This window comes from Pseudomonas sp. 14P_5.3_Bac1, assembly GCF_025466135.1.
Taxonomy (GTDB): domain Bacteria; phylum Pseudomonadota; class Gammaproteobacteria; order Pseudomonadales; family Pseudomonadaceae; genus Aquipseudomonas.
Map to the genome: position 1 here is coordinate 281,607 of NZ_JANLOF010000056.1, position 13,172 is coordinate 294,778.

Here is a 13,172-nt window from a genome sequence, read left to right on the forward strand (position 1 = left end):
TGATGCTATCGCAGGCAAGCCAGCTCCCACATTGGATCGGCGCTGCAGGCAAAATCAGTGCTTAAGACTCTGCGCCAACTCCACCAGTTGCACGAACTCGTTGCGCAGCCCGAACGGGTCATCGCCTCGGGCCGAGCGGGCCAGTGCGGCGGTGTCCTGCAAACTCATGCTGCCAGTGTAGCGGCCATCGCCCTTGAGCTGTTGGGCGAAGGCTGCCACGGCTGCCGAGAAGCGCAGGTCGTCGCTGGCCTTGGTCGCCTGGTTGCTGATGGGCCGCTCAATCAATTGGCTGTCGCCGCCCGCTGCCGGCTTATAGCGCACGCGCAGCATCGCCAACTCGGTGGAAGTGTGTTCAGTCGCCAGCGCAGCGGCGTAGCGCAACGGCTCCAGCCAGCCTTTCTGGCCCGTCGGGACAATTTCGTACAACGCCGTCACGGTATGCCCTGCGCCGATCTCGCCGGCATCCACCTTGTCGTTGTTGAAATCCTCACGTTTCAAGGCGCGGTTTTCATAGCCCAGCAGTCGGTACTCACTGACTTGGGCCGGGTTGAATTCCACTTGCAATTTCACATCCCGCGCTACAACCGCCAGGGTTGAACTGAGCTGGTCGACGAGGACTTTTCGCGCTTCGCGCAGGTTGTCGATGTAGGCGTAGTTACCATCGCCCGCGTCGGCCAATTGCTCCATCAGGTGTTCGTTGTAGTTATCCACACCAAAGCCCAGGGTGGTTAGCGACACGCCGCTTTTACGCTGCCCGGCCGCCATCTGCTTGAGGCTGTCGAAGTCGCTGATGCCCACGTTGAAGTCACCGTCAGTGGCCAGCAGGATGCGGTTGATGCCCTTGTCGATAAAACCTGCGCGGGCCATCTGGTAGGCCAGTTCGATGCCGGATGCGCCGGCTGTGGAGCCGCCCGCTGTGAGTTGGTCGATGGCGTTGCGCAGCTTGGCTTTTTCGCGGCCGGAGGTGGGTTCGAGCACTACGCGAGACTCACCGGCATACACCACCAGCGACACACGGTCTTGGTCACGGAGCTGGTCCACCAGTAATTTCAGGGTGCTTTTCACCAGCGGCAAGCCTTCGCGGCGGTCCATGGAGCCGGACACATCCACCAAAAAAACCAGGTTGGCCGGCGCCAGCTCCGCGACGGTGCGGTCGGACGCCTTGATGCCGATGCGCAGCAGCTGAGTGTGCGGGTTCCACGGTGTGGCGGCGATCTCTGTGGTCACGCCAAACGGCGAGCCGTCGGTGGGGCGTGCGTAGTCGTAGGGGAAGTAATTGACCATTTCCTCCAATCGCACAGCACCTTCAGGCGGTAGACGGCCTTGGTTGAGGAAGCGTCTTACGTTGGCATAGCTGCCGGTGTCGACATCGACACTGAAGGTCGAGACGGGCGTTTCGGCCACGCGGTGCACCGGGTTGTCCGGCAGGTTTGCGTAGTGCTCACGAGGCTCGCTGCGGTAGGCCATCGCCGCTGAATCCTGACTCACCATGCGCATGGCCATTGGCGCCGGCATCGGCATGCGTTTGCTCAGCGCACCCTGTACCGGCGCGCTTTGCAGTTCGGCGACAGGTGCAGCGTGCTCAGGCTTGGCGGCATCACGGGAAGAAGACAACCCACAACCGGCCAACGCGACCAGCAAAGTAACGGTAAAGCCGTGGGCAGCAGGGCACAGGAAAAGCAGCGGACGGGACATGGGCTGAACCTCGTGAATGAATGATCCGTTCACAAGGTCAGACGCAAGGTGTGGAGGGTTCGGGTTAAACGGAGTCGGATAACACCTCGATCACTGTGCAAGTGTGTAGACGCTGGCTTGCCTGCGAGGCAAACGCCTCGGTTTTTCAGTTAAACCGAGGTGATGCTATCGCAGGCAAGCCAGCTCCCACATTGGATCTACAGCCTTTTCAGTACCCGGATCAGTCGGTGCCGTACTTCGGATTACGCGGACCGTACAGAATCCCGGTGCGTTGCCCCGCCGACAGCAGGCGCGCACTGGTGATGCCGGCAATCGGGTGCGCGGCATCGGTGGAGCTGTTGATCACCTGCTTGACCGCCGCCGTGATCAGCATGCCCACCAGGCCGCCGCCATTGTTGTTGCCTTCCTCGCTCGACGCCCGCGCCGAACCGGTCCACAGCGTGGTGCCAGTGCGCAGATCGACCAGTTTGGCCGAGGCCGTCACCGAGGTGTCGCTTGAGATCAGCATGTACTTGGTGCCGTACTCGCTGACGGTGATGTACAGCGCCGCGTCCGCACCAAAGATGTCATGCAGCTTGGCCGGTGCCACGCCCTGGATGTCGTTGGCGGTGGTCAGGCCGTTCTGGCGGAAGGTTTCGTCCACCAGGGCAATCGGCAACACGTAGTAGCCCGCTTCGGCCAGCGGGTACGTCACCTGCGACACCAGGCTGTAGGACGCCTGCACTTCCGGCGACTCATTGATCGGCGGCAGTACCAGGATCGACTTCGGCCGCGCCTGTTTGTATGCCGTGTAATCGATGGTCTTGGGCGCTGCGCAACCGCCGAGCAAGGCCAGGGCCAGCAAGGCGCCCGTGAGTTTTAACAGGCTCATTTGGTGGCGACTCCGGTCTTGGCGTTTTTCAGCAGAAAGTCCATGTAGGAAGCAGACTCGGGGAACAGGGCCTTCTCGGTGCGAAACTCCTGCACCATCTGGTCATCCTTGCCCATGGTCATGTACAGCATGCCCAGGTGGGCGTGGTAACCCGGCGGCGCTTTGCGGCCACTGGCGTTGATCTTTTGCAGATCGCGCTCCAGCGCCTCAACCTGCGCTTCCTTGGGCTCGCCCTTGAAGTACTCGTAAACCTGCGGCTGGTAGCTTTCCCACTGATACAGGGGTTGGGGCGCCGTTTGGCACCCGGCGACCGTCGCGATTGTTGTCAGCATCAGCGCCAACTTCACTGCCTTGCTCATCCGTGTACTGCTCCTTGAGGTGCTGCTGATCAGTTGCGCGGGTTCCAGGCGCCGGCGTTGATGCCGTCGACGAGGCGGTTGATGGCTTCGCGCATGGCCAGGTCCAGGACCTTGCCATTGAGGGTGGAGTCGTAGCTGGCGGTGCCGCCAAAGCCGATGACTTCACGGTTGGACAGGGCGTATTCACCGGCGCCCTGGGTGGAATACACCACTTCGGAAGTGCTGATGTTGACGATGTTCAGCGCGACTTTGGCGTAAGCCACTTGGGTTTTACCACGGCCAAGAATGCCGAACAGCTGGCGGTCGCCGGTCTCTTTGCGGCCGAACTCGGTGACGTCGCCGGTCACTACGTAGTCCGCGCCTTTAAGCTTCTGTACGGTGCCTTTGATCGCGGCTTCCTGGGAAATTTCGCCCATGTTGTCGCGGTCCAGCACGCTGAAGCGGTTGGTCTGCTGCAGGTGGGTGATCAGGATGGTCTTGGCTTGGCCACCGAGGCGGTCAACGCCGTCGGAGAAGATGCCGCGCATGTAGCTCGAACGATTATCGAACTTGCCCACGGCAATCGGCACGCGCACGCCGGAATAGGCGACGTTGGCGCTGGCGACTTGTTCTACCGGCATCGCGCGGTTGCTCTCCGTGGCGCAACCGGCCACGGTCAGCAGCGCTGCGGCGGTGAGGCCAGACAGCAGGATTTTGGACAGTGTTTTCACAGGGTGCTCCTAGGGTGAGAGGTCCGCGGTTGCAGCGGGTGAACCCGCGGGAGGGACTGTTGTGTACGTCAACTACGCTGTCGCGGCGATCAGAACTTGCTGAAAAAACGCGCGATCTTGCCCAGTACCTCAACATCAAAGGTGTCGGGCCAGCAGGCAGGTGTTTTGGCAAGGATGACCGACGCGCAGCGGCCCGGCTGGAAAGTGCAGCCCGCCATCAGGCAGGTGACGGGGAGAAAAGCAGAAGTGCGCATTGCTTGATTCGTCCTTGAAAAATGCGATGTAGCCAATGCCGCGGCATTTTACGGGGTTGCCCGATGTACTCAAGCGGTTTTGCCGCCACCGTGAAGTTCGCCGCCCAACGGCGGCCTGCTAAGCTGCGCGCCCACCTCAAGTTTCACAGCCACCGGTCGAGACACTGGCTTGGCTTGCTCATTAAATAGGGATATTGCGTGTTGAACACCCTCCTGAGGGCTGCGGCCCTGATCGCGACGCTGTCGATGACCGGCTGCGTCTCCTACACCGTCACCGGCCCCATCGGTGCCCCGCTCCACCCGGCTGCTGCCAGCAGCCCGCGCAGTGCACAAATCGCTGACGTGACGGTGAACGCCGCCGACGTCAACGAGGCCAACAAAACTGCGATCAGCCGCTCGCTCACGGCCCAGCTCAACCAGTACGTGCGCGCGGCGGGTTACTTCAAGCAGGTCACCGAGTACCCCACGCGCCTGGAAGAAAACGACGTGGTGCTCAAATTCAACATGACCTCACTCAAAGGCCATCGCGCACCGCACCCGGCCTACATACCCGGCGCACTGCTGACGCTGACGATCTGGATCTGGGTCAACGGGCCGATCTACGTCGACAGCTTCGACGTGGCCGGCAACCTGGTGATCGTCGACCGCAACGGCAAAGAACTGGCCACGGCCGAGCAAGCGCTCAAGTTCGAACACAACGTCGGTCTGTATGGCGGCGAATACTGGGCACCGTCGATGGGCGCCCAGCAGCTGAACAAACTGGTCGCGCAACTGCTCGACACCGCTACCGCCAAACTGGCCAAACCCTGAATTCAAGGAGCAACACATGAAAGGATTGATCAAGCACAGCCTGGTCCTCGCCGCGATCTTGCTGAGCGGTTGCGTGTCCTACTCGCAACACGAACTGCCACCGGTGCAGACGTGGCCGCCGACCGCCAACGCGCCAGCACAGAAACCCAGCGCATTTGTGCGCACCACAGCGCTGAACCAGGTCAACGGTGGCCCCGCCAACGCCGCCGCCGGCGCCCCGGCAGCGCTATGGGAAAAAGCTGTGGCGGATGCCTTCCGCCAGTCCAACCGCTTCGCGCGGGTAAGCACTGACAAAGTGGACTCGGACATTTACGCTGACGCCAAGCTGTATAACAACGAACAGTTCAGCATGGCCTCGGCGATCATTACCGGTGCCACCTTCTTCATTATTCCGTCCACGGCGAAAAACACCTTCACGATGGAAACGGTGTTCAAGGACAAGGACGGCAAAGAATTGGGCCGGGTGAGCAAAAGCGAATCCGTGCGCACCTGGATGCACCTGGTGCTGATCCTGGGCATCCCGTTCCAGGCGAACACGGGTGAAGTGGTTGAAGCGTTGACGCGAAGCACGCTGGACGAGGCGGTGCAGCGCAAGTTGTTCTGATTCGGTAGCGATCGCACCCTGTGGCGAGCGGGCTTGCCCCGCGTTGGACTGCGTAGCAGGCCCATTTTTTTGGGGTCGCTTCGCAACCCAACGCGGGGCAAGCCCGCTCGCCACGGTCGCAGTGCTCGCCTTGGCAAGTGCGTCGCCGGCTCAGTGCGCGGCCACTGTCACCTCCACCGGTTTGCGCTCACCCGTCGCCGTCACTTCATAAATGCTCATCACAAACGCATCACTGATGACCGTCTCAATCAGGTAATGCTTCTTCGGCTGCACGGTAGCGATCGCACCCTGTGGCGAGCGGGCTCGCCCCGCGTTGGACTGCGTAGCAGGCCCATTTTTGGGGGGCGCTTCGCAACCCAACACGGGGCAAGCCCGCTCGCCACGGTCGCAGTGCTCGCCTTGGCAAGTGCGTCGCCGGCTCAGTCCGCGGCCACTGTCACCTTCACCGGTTTGCGCTCACCCGTCGCCGTCACTTCATAAATGCTCATCACAAACGCATCACTGATGACCGTCTCAATCAGGTAATGCTTCTTCGGCTGCACGGTGACGATCGCACCCTGTGGCGAGCGGGCTTGCCCCGCGTTGGACTGCGTAGCAGGCCCATTTTTGGGGGTCGCTTCGCAACCCAGCGCGGGGCAAGCCCGCTCGCCACGGTCGCAGTGCTCGCCTTGGCAATTGCGTCGCCGGCTCAGTCCGCGGCCACTGTCACCTCCACCGGTTTGCGCTCACCCGTCGCCGTCAGTTCATAAATGCTCATCACAAACGCATCACTGATGACCGTCTCAATCAGGTAATGCTTCTTCGGCTGCGGCGTAAACACCTGAGTCGCCGGTTGCGCCGTAATGGCATAGCCAAACATGGAATGCATCGGAATGCCGTTGAGCGTCGCGATCTGCTGCTTGACGTTCGCGTGTATGCGCAGCGGTTTGTTGGCCTCGATCACTTTGTCGATAGAGTCAGTGCCACCGCCGATTTTTTTCAGGTAGCCCGGCACGCGGCTGAAGTAATACCCGTCGTAAACCCGCTCGCCAGCCTCGGCCAGGCCATAACTCGACTCCGCGTACGCCAGGGAATAGGTCACGGGGTTGTCGCCTGCGCCGCCCTTGGTGCGAAATGTCAGGCTGGCCTGATGGTCATTGGTGGCCAACGGAACCACAGGCTTCGAGAAGTTTTGCTCGGCAAGCCGATGGCTGCTGCACCCCGCCATCAGCACGGCAAAGGCCAGCGCGACGGGGATTGCGATGGATGCTTTCATAAGAACCTCGAGGTTGAATAATCGTGGTCCGGGGCCAGCAGGCCCCGGACCGAGCAACGCCGTCAGCGCTTAAAAGGCATACCGTGCCTTGAGCATTACGCCATCGGCGTCAAACCCACTGCGCGCCTGGCGGGTGTAGCTGGCGCCCACGGTAAAGTCCGACACCTGGTAGTTCACGCCCACGCTGGCTTCATAACTGTCACGCGCCACCGAAGCGCCGGTGACGGTGAATGGCGAGCCACCTGCCACGAAGCCGGAAGTTTGCGCGACGCGATCGCCCATCAGGTCGTGATAGGCCATCAGGGTTGCTTCCGGTTGCAGCTTGCCAGCACCCATCGGCAGGTTGCCTGCCAACCGCAGGCCGGCGCCCAGCTCACCCACTTCGTAGCGTTGCGAGCGGGTGCTCAGCGCTGCCGAAGAGCCCTTCTCGTCGTAGCCATCCATGCGCACGTTGGCATAACGCGCCGCCACGCGCGGCTCGATCACCACCGCCTGCGACGGCTTGAAGCTATAACCGCCGATCACGCTGGCCGCCAATACATTACTGTCGTAGCTGCCCTTGGCCGTAGTGCCTGCCACATGACGTTTGCTGTCGTTGTCGTTGTGGCCGTAGCTGAGGCTGCCGTCGACAAACCAGTTTTGCAGCGCCCAGTTGCCATACAGCGACAGCGCGTGGCCCTCGACGTCAGTCTTGTTGCCCAGGTCGGAGTGGATGTTGGAGTTGAGGTAGCTGTAGGCCACGCCCAAGCGGGTGGTGTCGTTCAAGCGACCGTCCACACCCACCGCCATGCCGCTGCTGTTGGCCGAGTAGCCGTTGTTGCCGCCACGGCCGTCCTGGTCCATGTTGCTGCTCAGGCCCTGCACCCACACGCCGCCGGTTTGATGGCCTTCGCGCTGATCAGTGAGGCGGTTGAAGATCGCACCGTTGATCACGGTTTGACCCGACAACGCCACGTCCAGCGCGCCACGGTTGACGTCTGGCTTGAGCTGCTCGCTCACCTGAGCAAGCTGTTGCGCAGTACCGGCGTTGGCGAGGGACTGGAACACGGGGTCGTTCTGGTTCAGCCCGCCGAGCACCTCGTTCTTGAAGGTATTGACCGCCGTCGCCGCTGCGGCGGTGGCACCCGCACCGGCAAGTTCCTGCTGCACTTGCTGGTTGTCTTTAACCGCGACGACAGCCTTGACCGTTTGGGCATCCGCCGAGTAGCTGAGCACGTTGAGCAGCGATGAAGAACTGGCAACAGACAGCCCGTTGTTTTGCACGCTGCTGGCTTGCAGCAGTGTGTACTGGGTGCCGTTGTTGGTGCGGGTGAAATCGCCAGGGTTGGCGCTCACGGTCAGCTTTGAGGCCTGGGCAAAATTGGCCGTGCCGTTGACCGTCAGGTACGGCGTGGTCGGCACCACGCTGTCGGCCAAGTGCATATCAATGCCCGCGCCGCTGGCGACGTTGAGGTCGCCGGTGATCGTGGTGCCCGGCGCAGAGAGGTTCAACGAACCGGCGTTGACCGAGACCGGCGCGATGATGCGCTGGCCGACGAAATCAGCCTGGCCCGCGACATTCACCGCGCTCAAGTTGAGCAGGTCGCCGGCGATTTTGCCGCCGGTCCAGTTCAGCGTGGCGAGGTTGGCGGCGTCGATGGCGGTGCCGGCGTTACTGCGGATCTCGCCGGCTTGCTGGTTGATTTCGAAAGGCGAGGTTTGGTACCGCGCATCCACCAGGATCGCCGTGCTGTCGGCCTTGATCAGGCCACGGTTGACGATGCCGCGCGCGCCCGTCTGTGGGTTCAAGGTAAAGGTCGCGCCCCGCAGGCTGACAGCGACCGCGTTGGCGCCATTGGCTTCGAGGGTGCCGGTGTTGAGCAGATAGTCGTAAGTACCGGAGTCGAACCGCACCGCTCTGGCAAGGCCGCCATTGACCGTCACCAACCCACTGTTTTCAATGCGCAGGTCACTGGTGTCGGTTTCCACCTCGATGCCCAGCGCCTCTTCACCGGTGACGCGAATAGTGCCGGAGTTGAGAATCTTGCCGCCGACGGTCACCGGCAAATTGTTGTGGGTGTCCAGGATCAGGCCGAAGCCGTAGTAGGACGTCACGTCCACCAGGCCGGAGTTGACGACATCGCCGCCTACGGTGGTGCCGTTGAGGTAGATCCCCTCGCCGTCGCTCTCGGGGCCGGAACCCGGCACGTCGACGGTGATGATGGTGCCCGTGTTGATCACGTTGCCGCCGACGGTGGCGGCGCCTACCTCAAACCCTTCGGCCCAGGTCTGGTTGGTCAGCCTGATCACACCGGACTGAACCACATCGCCGGTGATAATGCCGCCACGGGCTCTGAGATCTGAGTCAATCGCACCATCCACCACGAACCCGCGAATGTTGAGGCCACTGCCATCGATGGTGTAGTCGGCGCGGTTGATCAGCGAGCCCTGAATATCGGTCTCGGCAACACTCGCCCCATCGACATAACGCTGGGTGGCCACCACATTGCGCGAACCGACCAAGGTCACAGGCTCGTTGAACACCTGGCCTTTCCACGTGTTCTGGCCGCTGCTGACGTCAAATTCCACCGCAGCAACGTGCGCGGCGCCTGCGCTGACCATCAAGGCCAACAGGGTTTTCTGGAACGGCTTACGCTTCATTTCAAACTCCATGAACTACAGTCAAAGCCGCCAATAAGCCCGGCGGCCGTAGGTGTGCTGAGCGAAGGATCACTTGATCCGAGTGCATGCTCCCAAGGCGCCTTTCTGAAACGCAGGCGCGAGCAAACGCACCGCAGCCGGTGGTGGCAGAAAAGGGAATAGGGAGGCGAGGTTCACATTAATCCTTAATGTATTTTGAAAACGCTGCAGTCCATGCAGCCCGACCGGTTGCGGGTGGGCGGGGTAAAGACCCGGGCTTGAGGGAAATGGTTCCTTTTGCGGTAGGACGCTTCCCGAAACGACTGGGGATTTGCTTAATACCCGTGAGCAGACGGCCGGAAGCGTTGGCGTCGGTGGGGGTTGGGGATAGGACGCAGGGGTTTGAGTCAGGGCGTTGATGCCTTGCGTGGGTTTGGGTGCGGGGCTTATAGTCCGGCCCGTCGCCCAACAAGGGCGATCGGATTTGGCGATCCGTTGACCGTATGCGAAAGCTTTCTGCTTGCTTGCAGGGGCTTCCGTACCCGCATCGCTGCTTTATGGCAGCTGTGCGCGGGAGACCTTCGGGTCTGCCGGAACTCGGTCCCGGTTCGCCAACCTGCGTACAGCTGTCACCCATTCGTTTGGCGACGATAGGTGACAGCTTCACTCTACTGACCGAGGTTTCACCATGAACCAATACATGCCCCTAACGGGCCACGACTGCACCGTCCCCGCTCTGCTTATCGACACCAGTGCGCCCCTCGACGTGCTCCACGACGCCGCCGCGTACCGGATTCGCGCCGTCACGCAACTGCTGGAAAACCTGGCCTTCCGCGAACAGCTCAGCAGCGATGCCGTGGTGCTTCAAGACTTCGCCCAATTGCTGGCTATTCCGCTGCGTGATGGGTGTGATTTGCTGGATGTCATCATTCGCAGGCTTAACAGCGTCAACTGACCGCGACAGGGCGGCTGACGAGTTTGCCCCAAGGTGGAATTGACCTTATCCGCAACGGTATTGCAAAGGGGACAGATTTATTAACAGCTATTTACTTAAATAAATCTGTCCCCTTTGCCTGGGCAGAAACCAATAGGCAGCTACCCCCGTTGAAATACCTCCCAACAAAAAACTCAAAACCACAGGAAATATATTTCTCATCAATTGATAATTTTCAACTTCACTTATAAAGAAAAAAACAATACTAGACATCCAAGCGGATGAAACAACAGCGCTTACAATTGAAATCACTAAATAACTGCCAGCCCTGCCTTCAAGCTTAAAAAAAGTTACTACTATCGCCAGCACCACAGCGGGGAAAAGAAAAATCAATTGCGCCATGATGGGAACGGTAATAAAAAGTGAAAATAGCTCACCGCTTCTCACCTCTCCGATCAATGATGGTTTTTTAAATACTGTTATCAGCACCGTAATTAACATCATAGGAACAGCCGCCAAGCCCGAAAAAAACGGACATAGCAAAAATGCAAAAAATACTGTTTTTCGAGGATAATTTTCTAATGTCATGGTACACACCCTTGACTAGCGTTGTAACCTTGCAAAGGGGACAGATCTATTAACAGCTATTTACTTAAATAAATCTGTCCCCTTTGCATAGTGGTCTGCCCCCTATTTTCACACTAACCCACTAGCTAAAAGCAATCAACCGCAATAAATTTTTAGTCTATCGCCACCAACGCAACTTCTGAAAACAAATAAAACCGCTCGTTATGATTCCATCTTATCTCCAGCGTCATATTACGATCACGTCACCGGAATCAAGATAAATTGAGTAGGATTCGCAATCACCTGTATCGTTAGGCTCGACTAAAATTTTATCTCCCGTGCAGAATGTTATCTGTAGCGTAGCAGGCTTAACTTCCTCAACCGACTGAACGTCCATTAACAAAAAGTCTAACAAGGGCGCACTGGTTGACGAGTCAGCAAAATCACGTTGACCAACGACATTTCCAATTCGATACTTCAATCCAGCTTCTACGCAGAAAGAAACTTTATATGGAGATACACCAGGGAACGTCTGCGGCCTCGAAAAGTCTAGCTTGGTGATACGGACTCCAAAAGAAATCATTTCCAAATAACAGCCGGACAGCAGTAGAAAATCAAAATCTTCTGACAACATGCTCATATATCACCCTAATTTAATCCAGGCGAAAAGGGGACAGATTTATTTAATTAACAAAGCACTCGGAAAATTAAATAAATCCGTCCCCTTTTTCTTTTTTTTACCAGATGAAAAATCAATTACCGATACTTCTTGCACCTATAATTTTTTTGCCAACTAACCTTTATTTATAGCTACTTTAAATTTACACCACAACGGGAAGTCCCCAGAAAAAACAAAAAAATCATCAACGTATTGCAAGCCCAACGCCTCCAAACGGCGAATGAATTCATTCGCAGCCTCTCCACCGAAACAGGGCCCAAAGGAAACCAGATCAGCGCTTATATCAAGCGGCATATCAAACTCAAGCACCGCTGACAACCTATCAATATCTATTAACTTAGATAATAGCTCTTGCCGACGAATAACCAATCCAAATTCAACCACATCAATATAACTCATGGTGTCACTCCTGGAAGTTTGACGCCATCGGGCACATTTATTTTAACGTTATAAACAGGTGTACTCTGAGCGGGTTGAAAAATTTGCTTCCATTCTGGCTTCCCTCCCTGACTTAGAGCTTTTTCTGGAATGGCAAAGTCTATCCGTACAGGACCAGTCCCGCCTGGCTTAGCCGCACCCGGAATTGTTACATATACACGTCCACCAGCTCCAATGCCATTGGGAATAGCCGTTCCTCCATTTTGTATCCAATAAGGAATCTCGTCAGCAGAAACCCAGCGAGATACCGCTATATATCCAGGGGGTAAAGAAAAAAACCGTGGTCTGACCCCTATTTCTTCCCTTCAAAGCCCTTTTGCACCTATTCAACTCTTCAATGCTGGCAAAGACAGTACTTCATCGTAATGTGGCCAGTCTTCCCTTGCGCGCTTGAGCACACCTTGCATCAACTTGTCCAACTCAGGCACTGGTTGCTCGGGCGGCAATTGGTCAAAGGGCGCGGCCAGCAGCGGATGATCAATCTTCTGCGGATTGGCTAAACCTTCCCACTGGCGTAGGCGCAGGATATAGAGAATTTCCACCGGCACGCGCTCCAAGTGCCAGTCCTGATTGAAGTCGTAGGAATTCTTCAGGCTCTCTTTGCCGGTTTGCCAAGTGTGGCGGTCACACGCGGCCAACAGGCAGGGCATCAGGTCGTCGGGGCTGGGAGTGCGCCACTTGGCCAACAAGGCTTCGTAGATGGGTTCGTCGTAAGCATAAGCAGGCCATTGATGCGAGACATCGCCCACCCAATCGGCAAACACACGCAGCATAAAGGCTTGGGCGCGGCGGTGTTGCTCTTCGTACTCAATCACTAATTGATGCCCACGGTTGAGAGCCGCATGGGTGAGATAGCCCTGATGGATGACGGCATCCTTCCATCCTAGGATCGCCATGGCGGCCATCATATTGGTGGCGGTTTGGATGCTGTAGTTTTGGCGGCGTCGATCATTGCCTGCCGCTTTGGCAATAATGTCGAACTGACCCGCCCAGAAGAACAACTGCCAAATTCCTACTTGGTAATAGCGCAGCCAATGGGCCAATTCCAGAAGCCATTGCGGGTTATCTGGGGCGGTTGCCAATACCTTGTGGGCTCGTGTGACGGCCATCCATTCGGAGCTACTACGCGTAACGTTGTCACTATTCGGTACAGGCATTGATGGCTTCGCAAATGCATCGCCGCGCTCAACATATTCACGGATGCCATTCAACTCGTATTCATCTGAGACGTGTGGCCCCTTGGCTATGCGCCCCAGCACACTTTTGAAGGAGGGCCATTTCGGGTTTACGCCCGAGCGCTCGCACTGAATTACTTCTTGATCCATGGTTCCACCTTAAATTCTGCTACACCTGTTTTACTCGGGGCGGGAACACCGA

At 58.0% G+C, this 13,172-nt stretch carries 16 protein-coding genes; 3 read left to right on the plus strand and 13 right to left on the minus strand.

From position 1 onward, the window contains the following. Window positions 1-54: 54 nt before the first annotated feature. The 5 genes from NTD89_RS13625 to NTD89_RS13645 form a co-directional block, all read right to left on the minus strand. Window positions 55-1,695 carry a vWA domain-containing protein gene (locus tag NTD89_RS13625; protein ID WP_262208204.1) on the minus strand — a complete coding sequence of 547 codons (1,641 nt, stop codon included), beginning with the start codon at window positions 1,693-1,695 and terminating at the stop codon, window positions 55-57. Between the two features lie 220 nt (window positions 1,696-1,915). Continuing rightward, window positions 1,916-2,566: a DUF799 domain-containing protein gene (locus NTD89_RS13630; protein ID WP_145159672.1), complete on the minus strand. Its 651-nt coding sequence runs from the start codon at window positions 2,564-2,566 to the stop codon at window positions 1,916-1,918. Next, entirely contained in the window at window positions 2,563-2,925 is a 363-nt protein-coding gene (locus tag NTD89_RS13635; protein WP_106577341.1) for a DUF4810 domain-containing protein, read from the minus strand. Before NTD89_RS13635 ends, NTD89_RS13630 begins: the two co-directional genes overlap by 4 nt. Window positions 2,926-2,954: 29 nt before the next feature. Continuing rightward, the gene (locus tag NTD89_RS13640) at window positions 2,955-3,635 is read right to left on the minus strand and encodes a CsgG/HfaB family protein (protein ID WP_010214228.1); all 681 of its coding nucleotides are present in this window, start codon (window positions 3,633-3,635) and stop codon (window positions 2,955-2,957) included. An 89-nt stretch (window positions 3,636-3,724) separates the two neighbouring features. Then, window positions 3,725-3,889: a hypothetical protein gene (locus NTD89_RS13645; protein WP_262208207.1), complete on the minus strand. Its 165-nt coding sequence runs from the start codon at window positions 3,887-3,889 to the stop codon at window positions 3,725-3,727. Window positions 3,890-4,087: 198 nt separating this feature from the next. Here NTD89_RS13645 and NTD89_RS13650 point away from each other — a divergent pair, with 198 nt between their 5' ends. Together NTD89_RS13650 and NTD89_RS13655 are read left to right on the plus strand one after the other, a co-directional pair. Further along, complete coding sequence (locus NTD89_RS13650; protein ID WP_124416142.1) at window positions 4,088-4,699, plus strand: hypothetical protein; 612 nt, start codon at window positions 4,088-4,090, stop codon at window positions 4,697-4,699. 16 nt (window positions 4,700-4,715) lie between these two features. Then, window positions 4,716-5,303, plus strand: coding sequence for a hypothetical protein (locus NTD89_RS13655; RefSeq protein WP_119738306.1), 588 nt, complete (start codon window positions 4,716-4,718; stop codon window positions 5,301-5,303). Between the two features lie 150 nt (window positions 5,304-5,453). On the opposite strand, the gene NTD89_RS13660 is transcribed toward NTD89_RS13655, so the two are convergent. The 4 genes from NTD89_RS13660 to NTD89_RS13675 form a co-directional block, all read right to left on the minus strand. Next, complete coding sequence (locus NTD89_RS13660) at window positions 5,454-5,576, minus strand: hypothetical protein (protein WP_262208208.1); 123 nt, start codon at window positions 5,574-5,576, stop codon at window positions 5,454-5,456. Between the two features lie 146 nt (window positions 5,577-5,722). Next, window positions 5,723-5,845, minus strand: a complete 123-nt coding sequence (locus NTD89_RS13665; protein ID WP_262208210.1) for a hypothetical protein — start codon at window positions 5,843-5,845, stop codon at window positions 5,723-5,725. A gap of 146 nt (window positions 5,846-5,991) precedes the next feature. After that, entirely contained in the window at window positions 5,992-6,558 is a 567-nt protein-coding gene (locus NTD89_RS13670; RefSeq protein WP_262208211.1) for a hypothetical protein, read from the minus strand. Window positions 6,559-6,627: 69 nt separating this feature from the next. Beyond that, window positions 6,628-9,198 (minus strand): autotransporter outer membrane beta-barrel domain-containing protein, encoded by a 2,571-nt coding sequence (locus NTD89_RS13675; protein ID WP_262208212.1) that lies wholly within the window; start codon window positions 9,196-9,198, stop codon window positions 6,628-6,630. A gap of 679 nt (window positions 9,199-9,877) precedes the next feature. Between NTD89_RS13675 and NTD89_RS13680 the strand changes: the two genes are divergently transcribed. Beyond that, complete coding sequence (locus NTD89_RS13680; protein ID WP_017136667.1) at window positions 9,878-10,132, plus strand: hypothetical protein; 255 nt, start codon at window positions 9,878-9,880, stop codon at window positions 10,130-10,132. A gap of 87 nt (window positions 10,133-10,219) precedes the next feature. Here the strand turns inward: NTD89_RS13680 and NTD89_RS13685 are convergent, their stop codons facing one another. The 4 genes from NTD89_RS13685 to NTD89_RS13700 form a co-directional block, all read right to left on the minus strand. Next, a complete protein-coding gene (locus NTD89_RS13685) occupies window positions 10,220-10,699 on the minus strand; it encodes a hypothetical protein (protein WP_262208214.1) in 480 nt (159 codons plus the stop codon). Window positions 10,700-10,925: 226 nt separating this feature from the next. After that, window positions 10,926-11,312 carry a hypothetical protein gene (locus tag NTD89_RS13690; protein WP_262208215.1) on the minus strand — a complete coding sequence of 129 codons (387 nt, stop codon included), beginning with the start codon at window positions 11,310-11,312 and terminating at the stop codon, window positions 10,926-10,928. Window positions 11,313-11,471: 159 nt separating this feature from the next. Continuing rightward, window positions 11,472-11,756, minus strand: a complete 285-nt coding sequence (locus NTD89_RS13695; RefSeq protein ID WP_119738321.1) for a hypothetical protein — start codon at window positions 11,754-11,756, stop codon at window positions 11,472-11,474. Between the two features lie 365 nt (window positions 11,757-12,121). Next, entirely contained in the window at window positions 12,122-12,796 is a 675-nt protein-coding gene (locus NTD89_RS13700) for a hypothetical protein (RefSeq protein WP_315975609.1), read from the minus strand. Window positions 12,797-13,172 lie beyond the last annotated feature (376 nt).

Bases quoted from the DNA above. Each gene is read 5' to 3' on its own strand.
- NTD89_RS13625 (WP_262208204.1), bottom strand. From the start codon at position 1,695: ATGTCCCGTCCGCTGCTTTTCCTGTGCCCTGCTGCCCACGGCTTTACC.
- NTD89_RS13630 (WP_145159672.1), bottom strand. From the start codon at position 2,566: ATGAGCCTGTTAAAACTCACGGGCGCCTTGCTGGCCCTGGCCTTGCTC.
- NTD89_RS13635 (WP_106577341.1), bottom strand. From the start codon at position 2,925: ATGAGCAAGGCAGTGAAGTTGGCGCTGATGCTGACAACAATCGCGACG.
- NTD89_RS13645 (WP_262208207.1), bottom strand. From the start codon at position 3,889: ATGCGCACTTCTGCTTTTCTCCCCGTCACCTGCCTGATGGCGGGCTGC.
- NTD89_RS13655 (WP_119738306.1), top strand. From the start codon at position 4,716: ATGAAAGGATTGATCAAGCACAGCCTGGTCCTCGCCGCGATCTTGCTG.
- NTD89_RS13670 (WP_262208211.1), bottom strand. From the start codon at position 6,558: ATGAAAGCATCCATCGCAATCCCCGTCGCGCTGGCCTTTGCCGTGCTG.
- NTD89_RS13675 (WP_262208212.1), bottom strand. From the start codon at position 9,198: ATGAAGCGTAAGCCGTTCCAGAAAACCCTGTTGGCCTTGATGGTCAGC.
- NTD89_RS13680 (WP_017136667.1), top strand. From the start codon at position 9,878: ATGCCCCTAACGGGCCACGACTGCACCGTCCCCGCTCTGCTTATCGAC.
- NTD89_RS13685 (WP_262208214.1), bottom strand. From the start codon at position 10,699: ATGACATTAGAAAATTATCCTCGAAAAACAGTATTTTTTGCATTTTTG.
- NTD89_RS13690 (WP_262208215.1), bottom strand. From the start codon at position 11,312: ATGTTGTCAGAAGATTTTGATTTTCTACTGCTGTCCGGCTGTTATTTG.
- NTD89_RS13695 (WP_119738321.1), bottom strand. From the start codon at position 11,756: ATGAGTTATATTGATGTGGTTGAATTTGGATTGGTTATTCGTCGGCAA.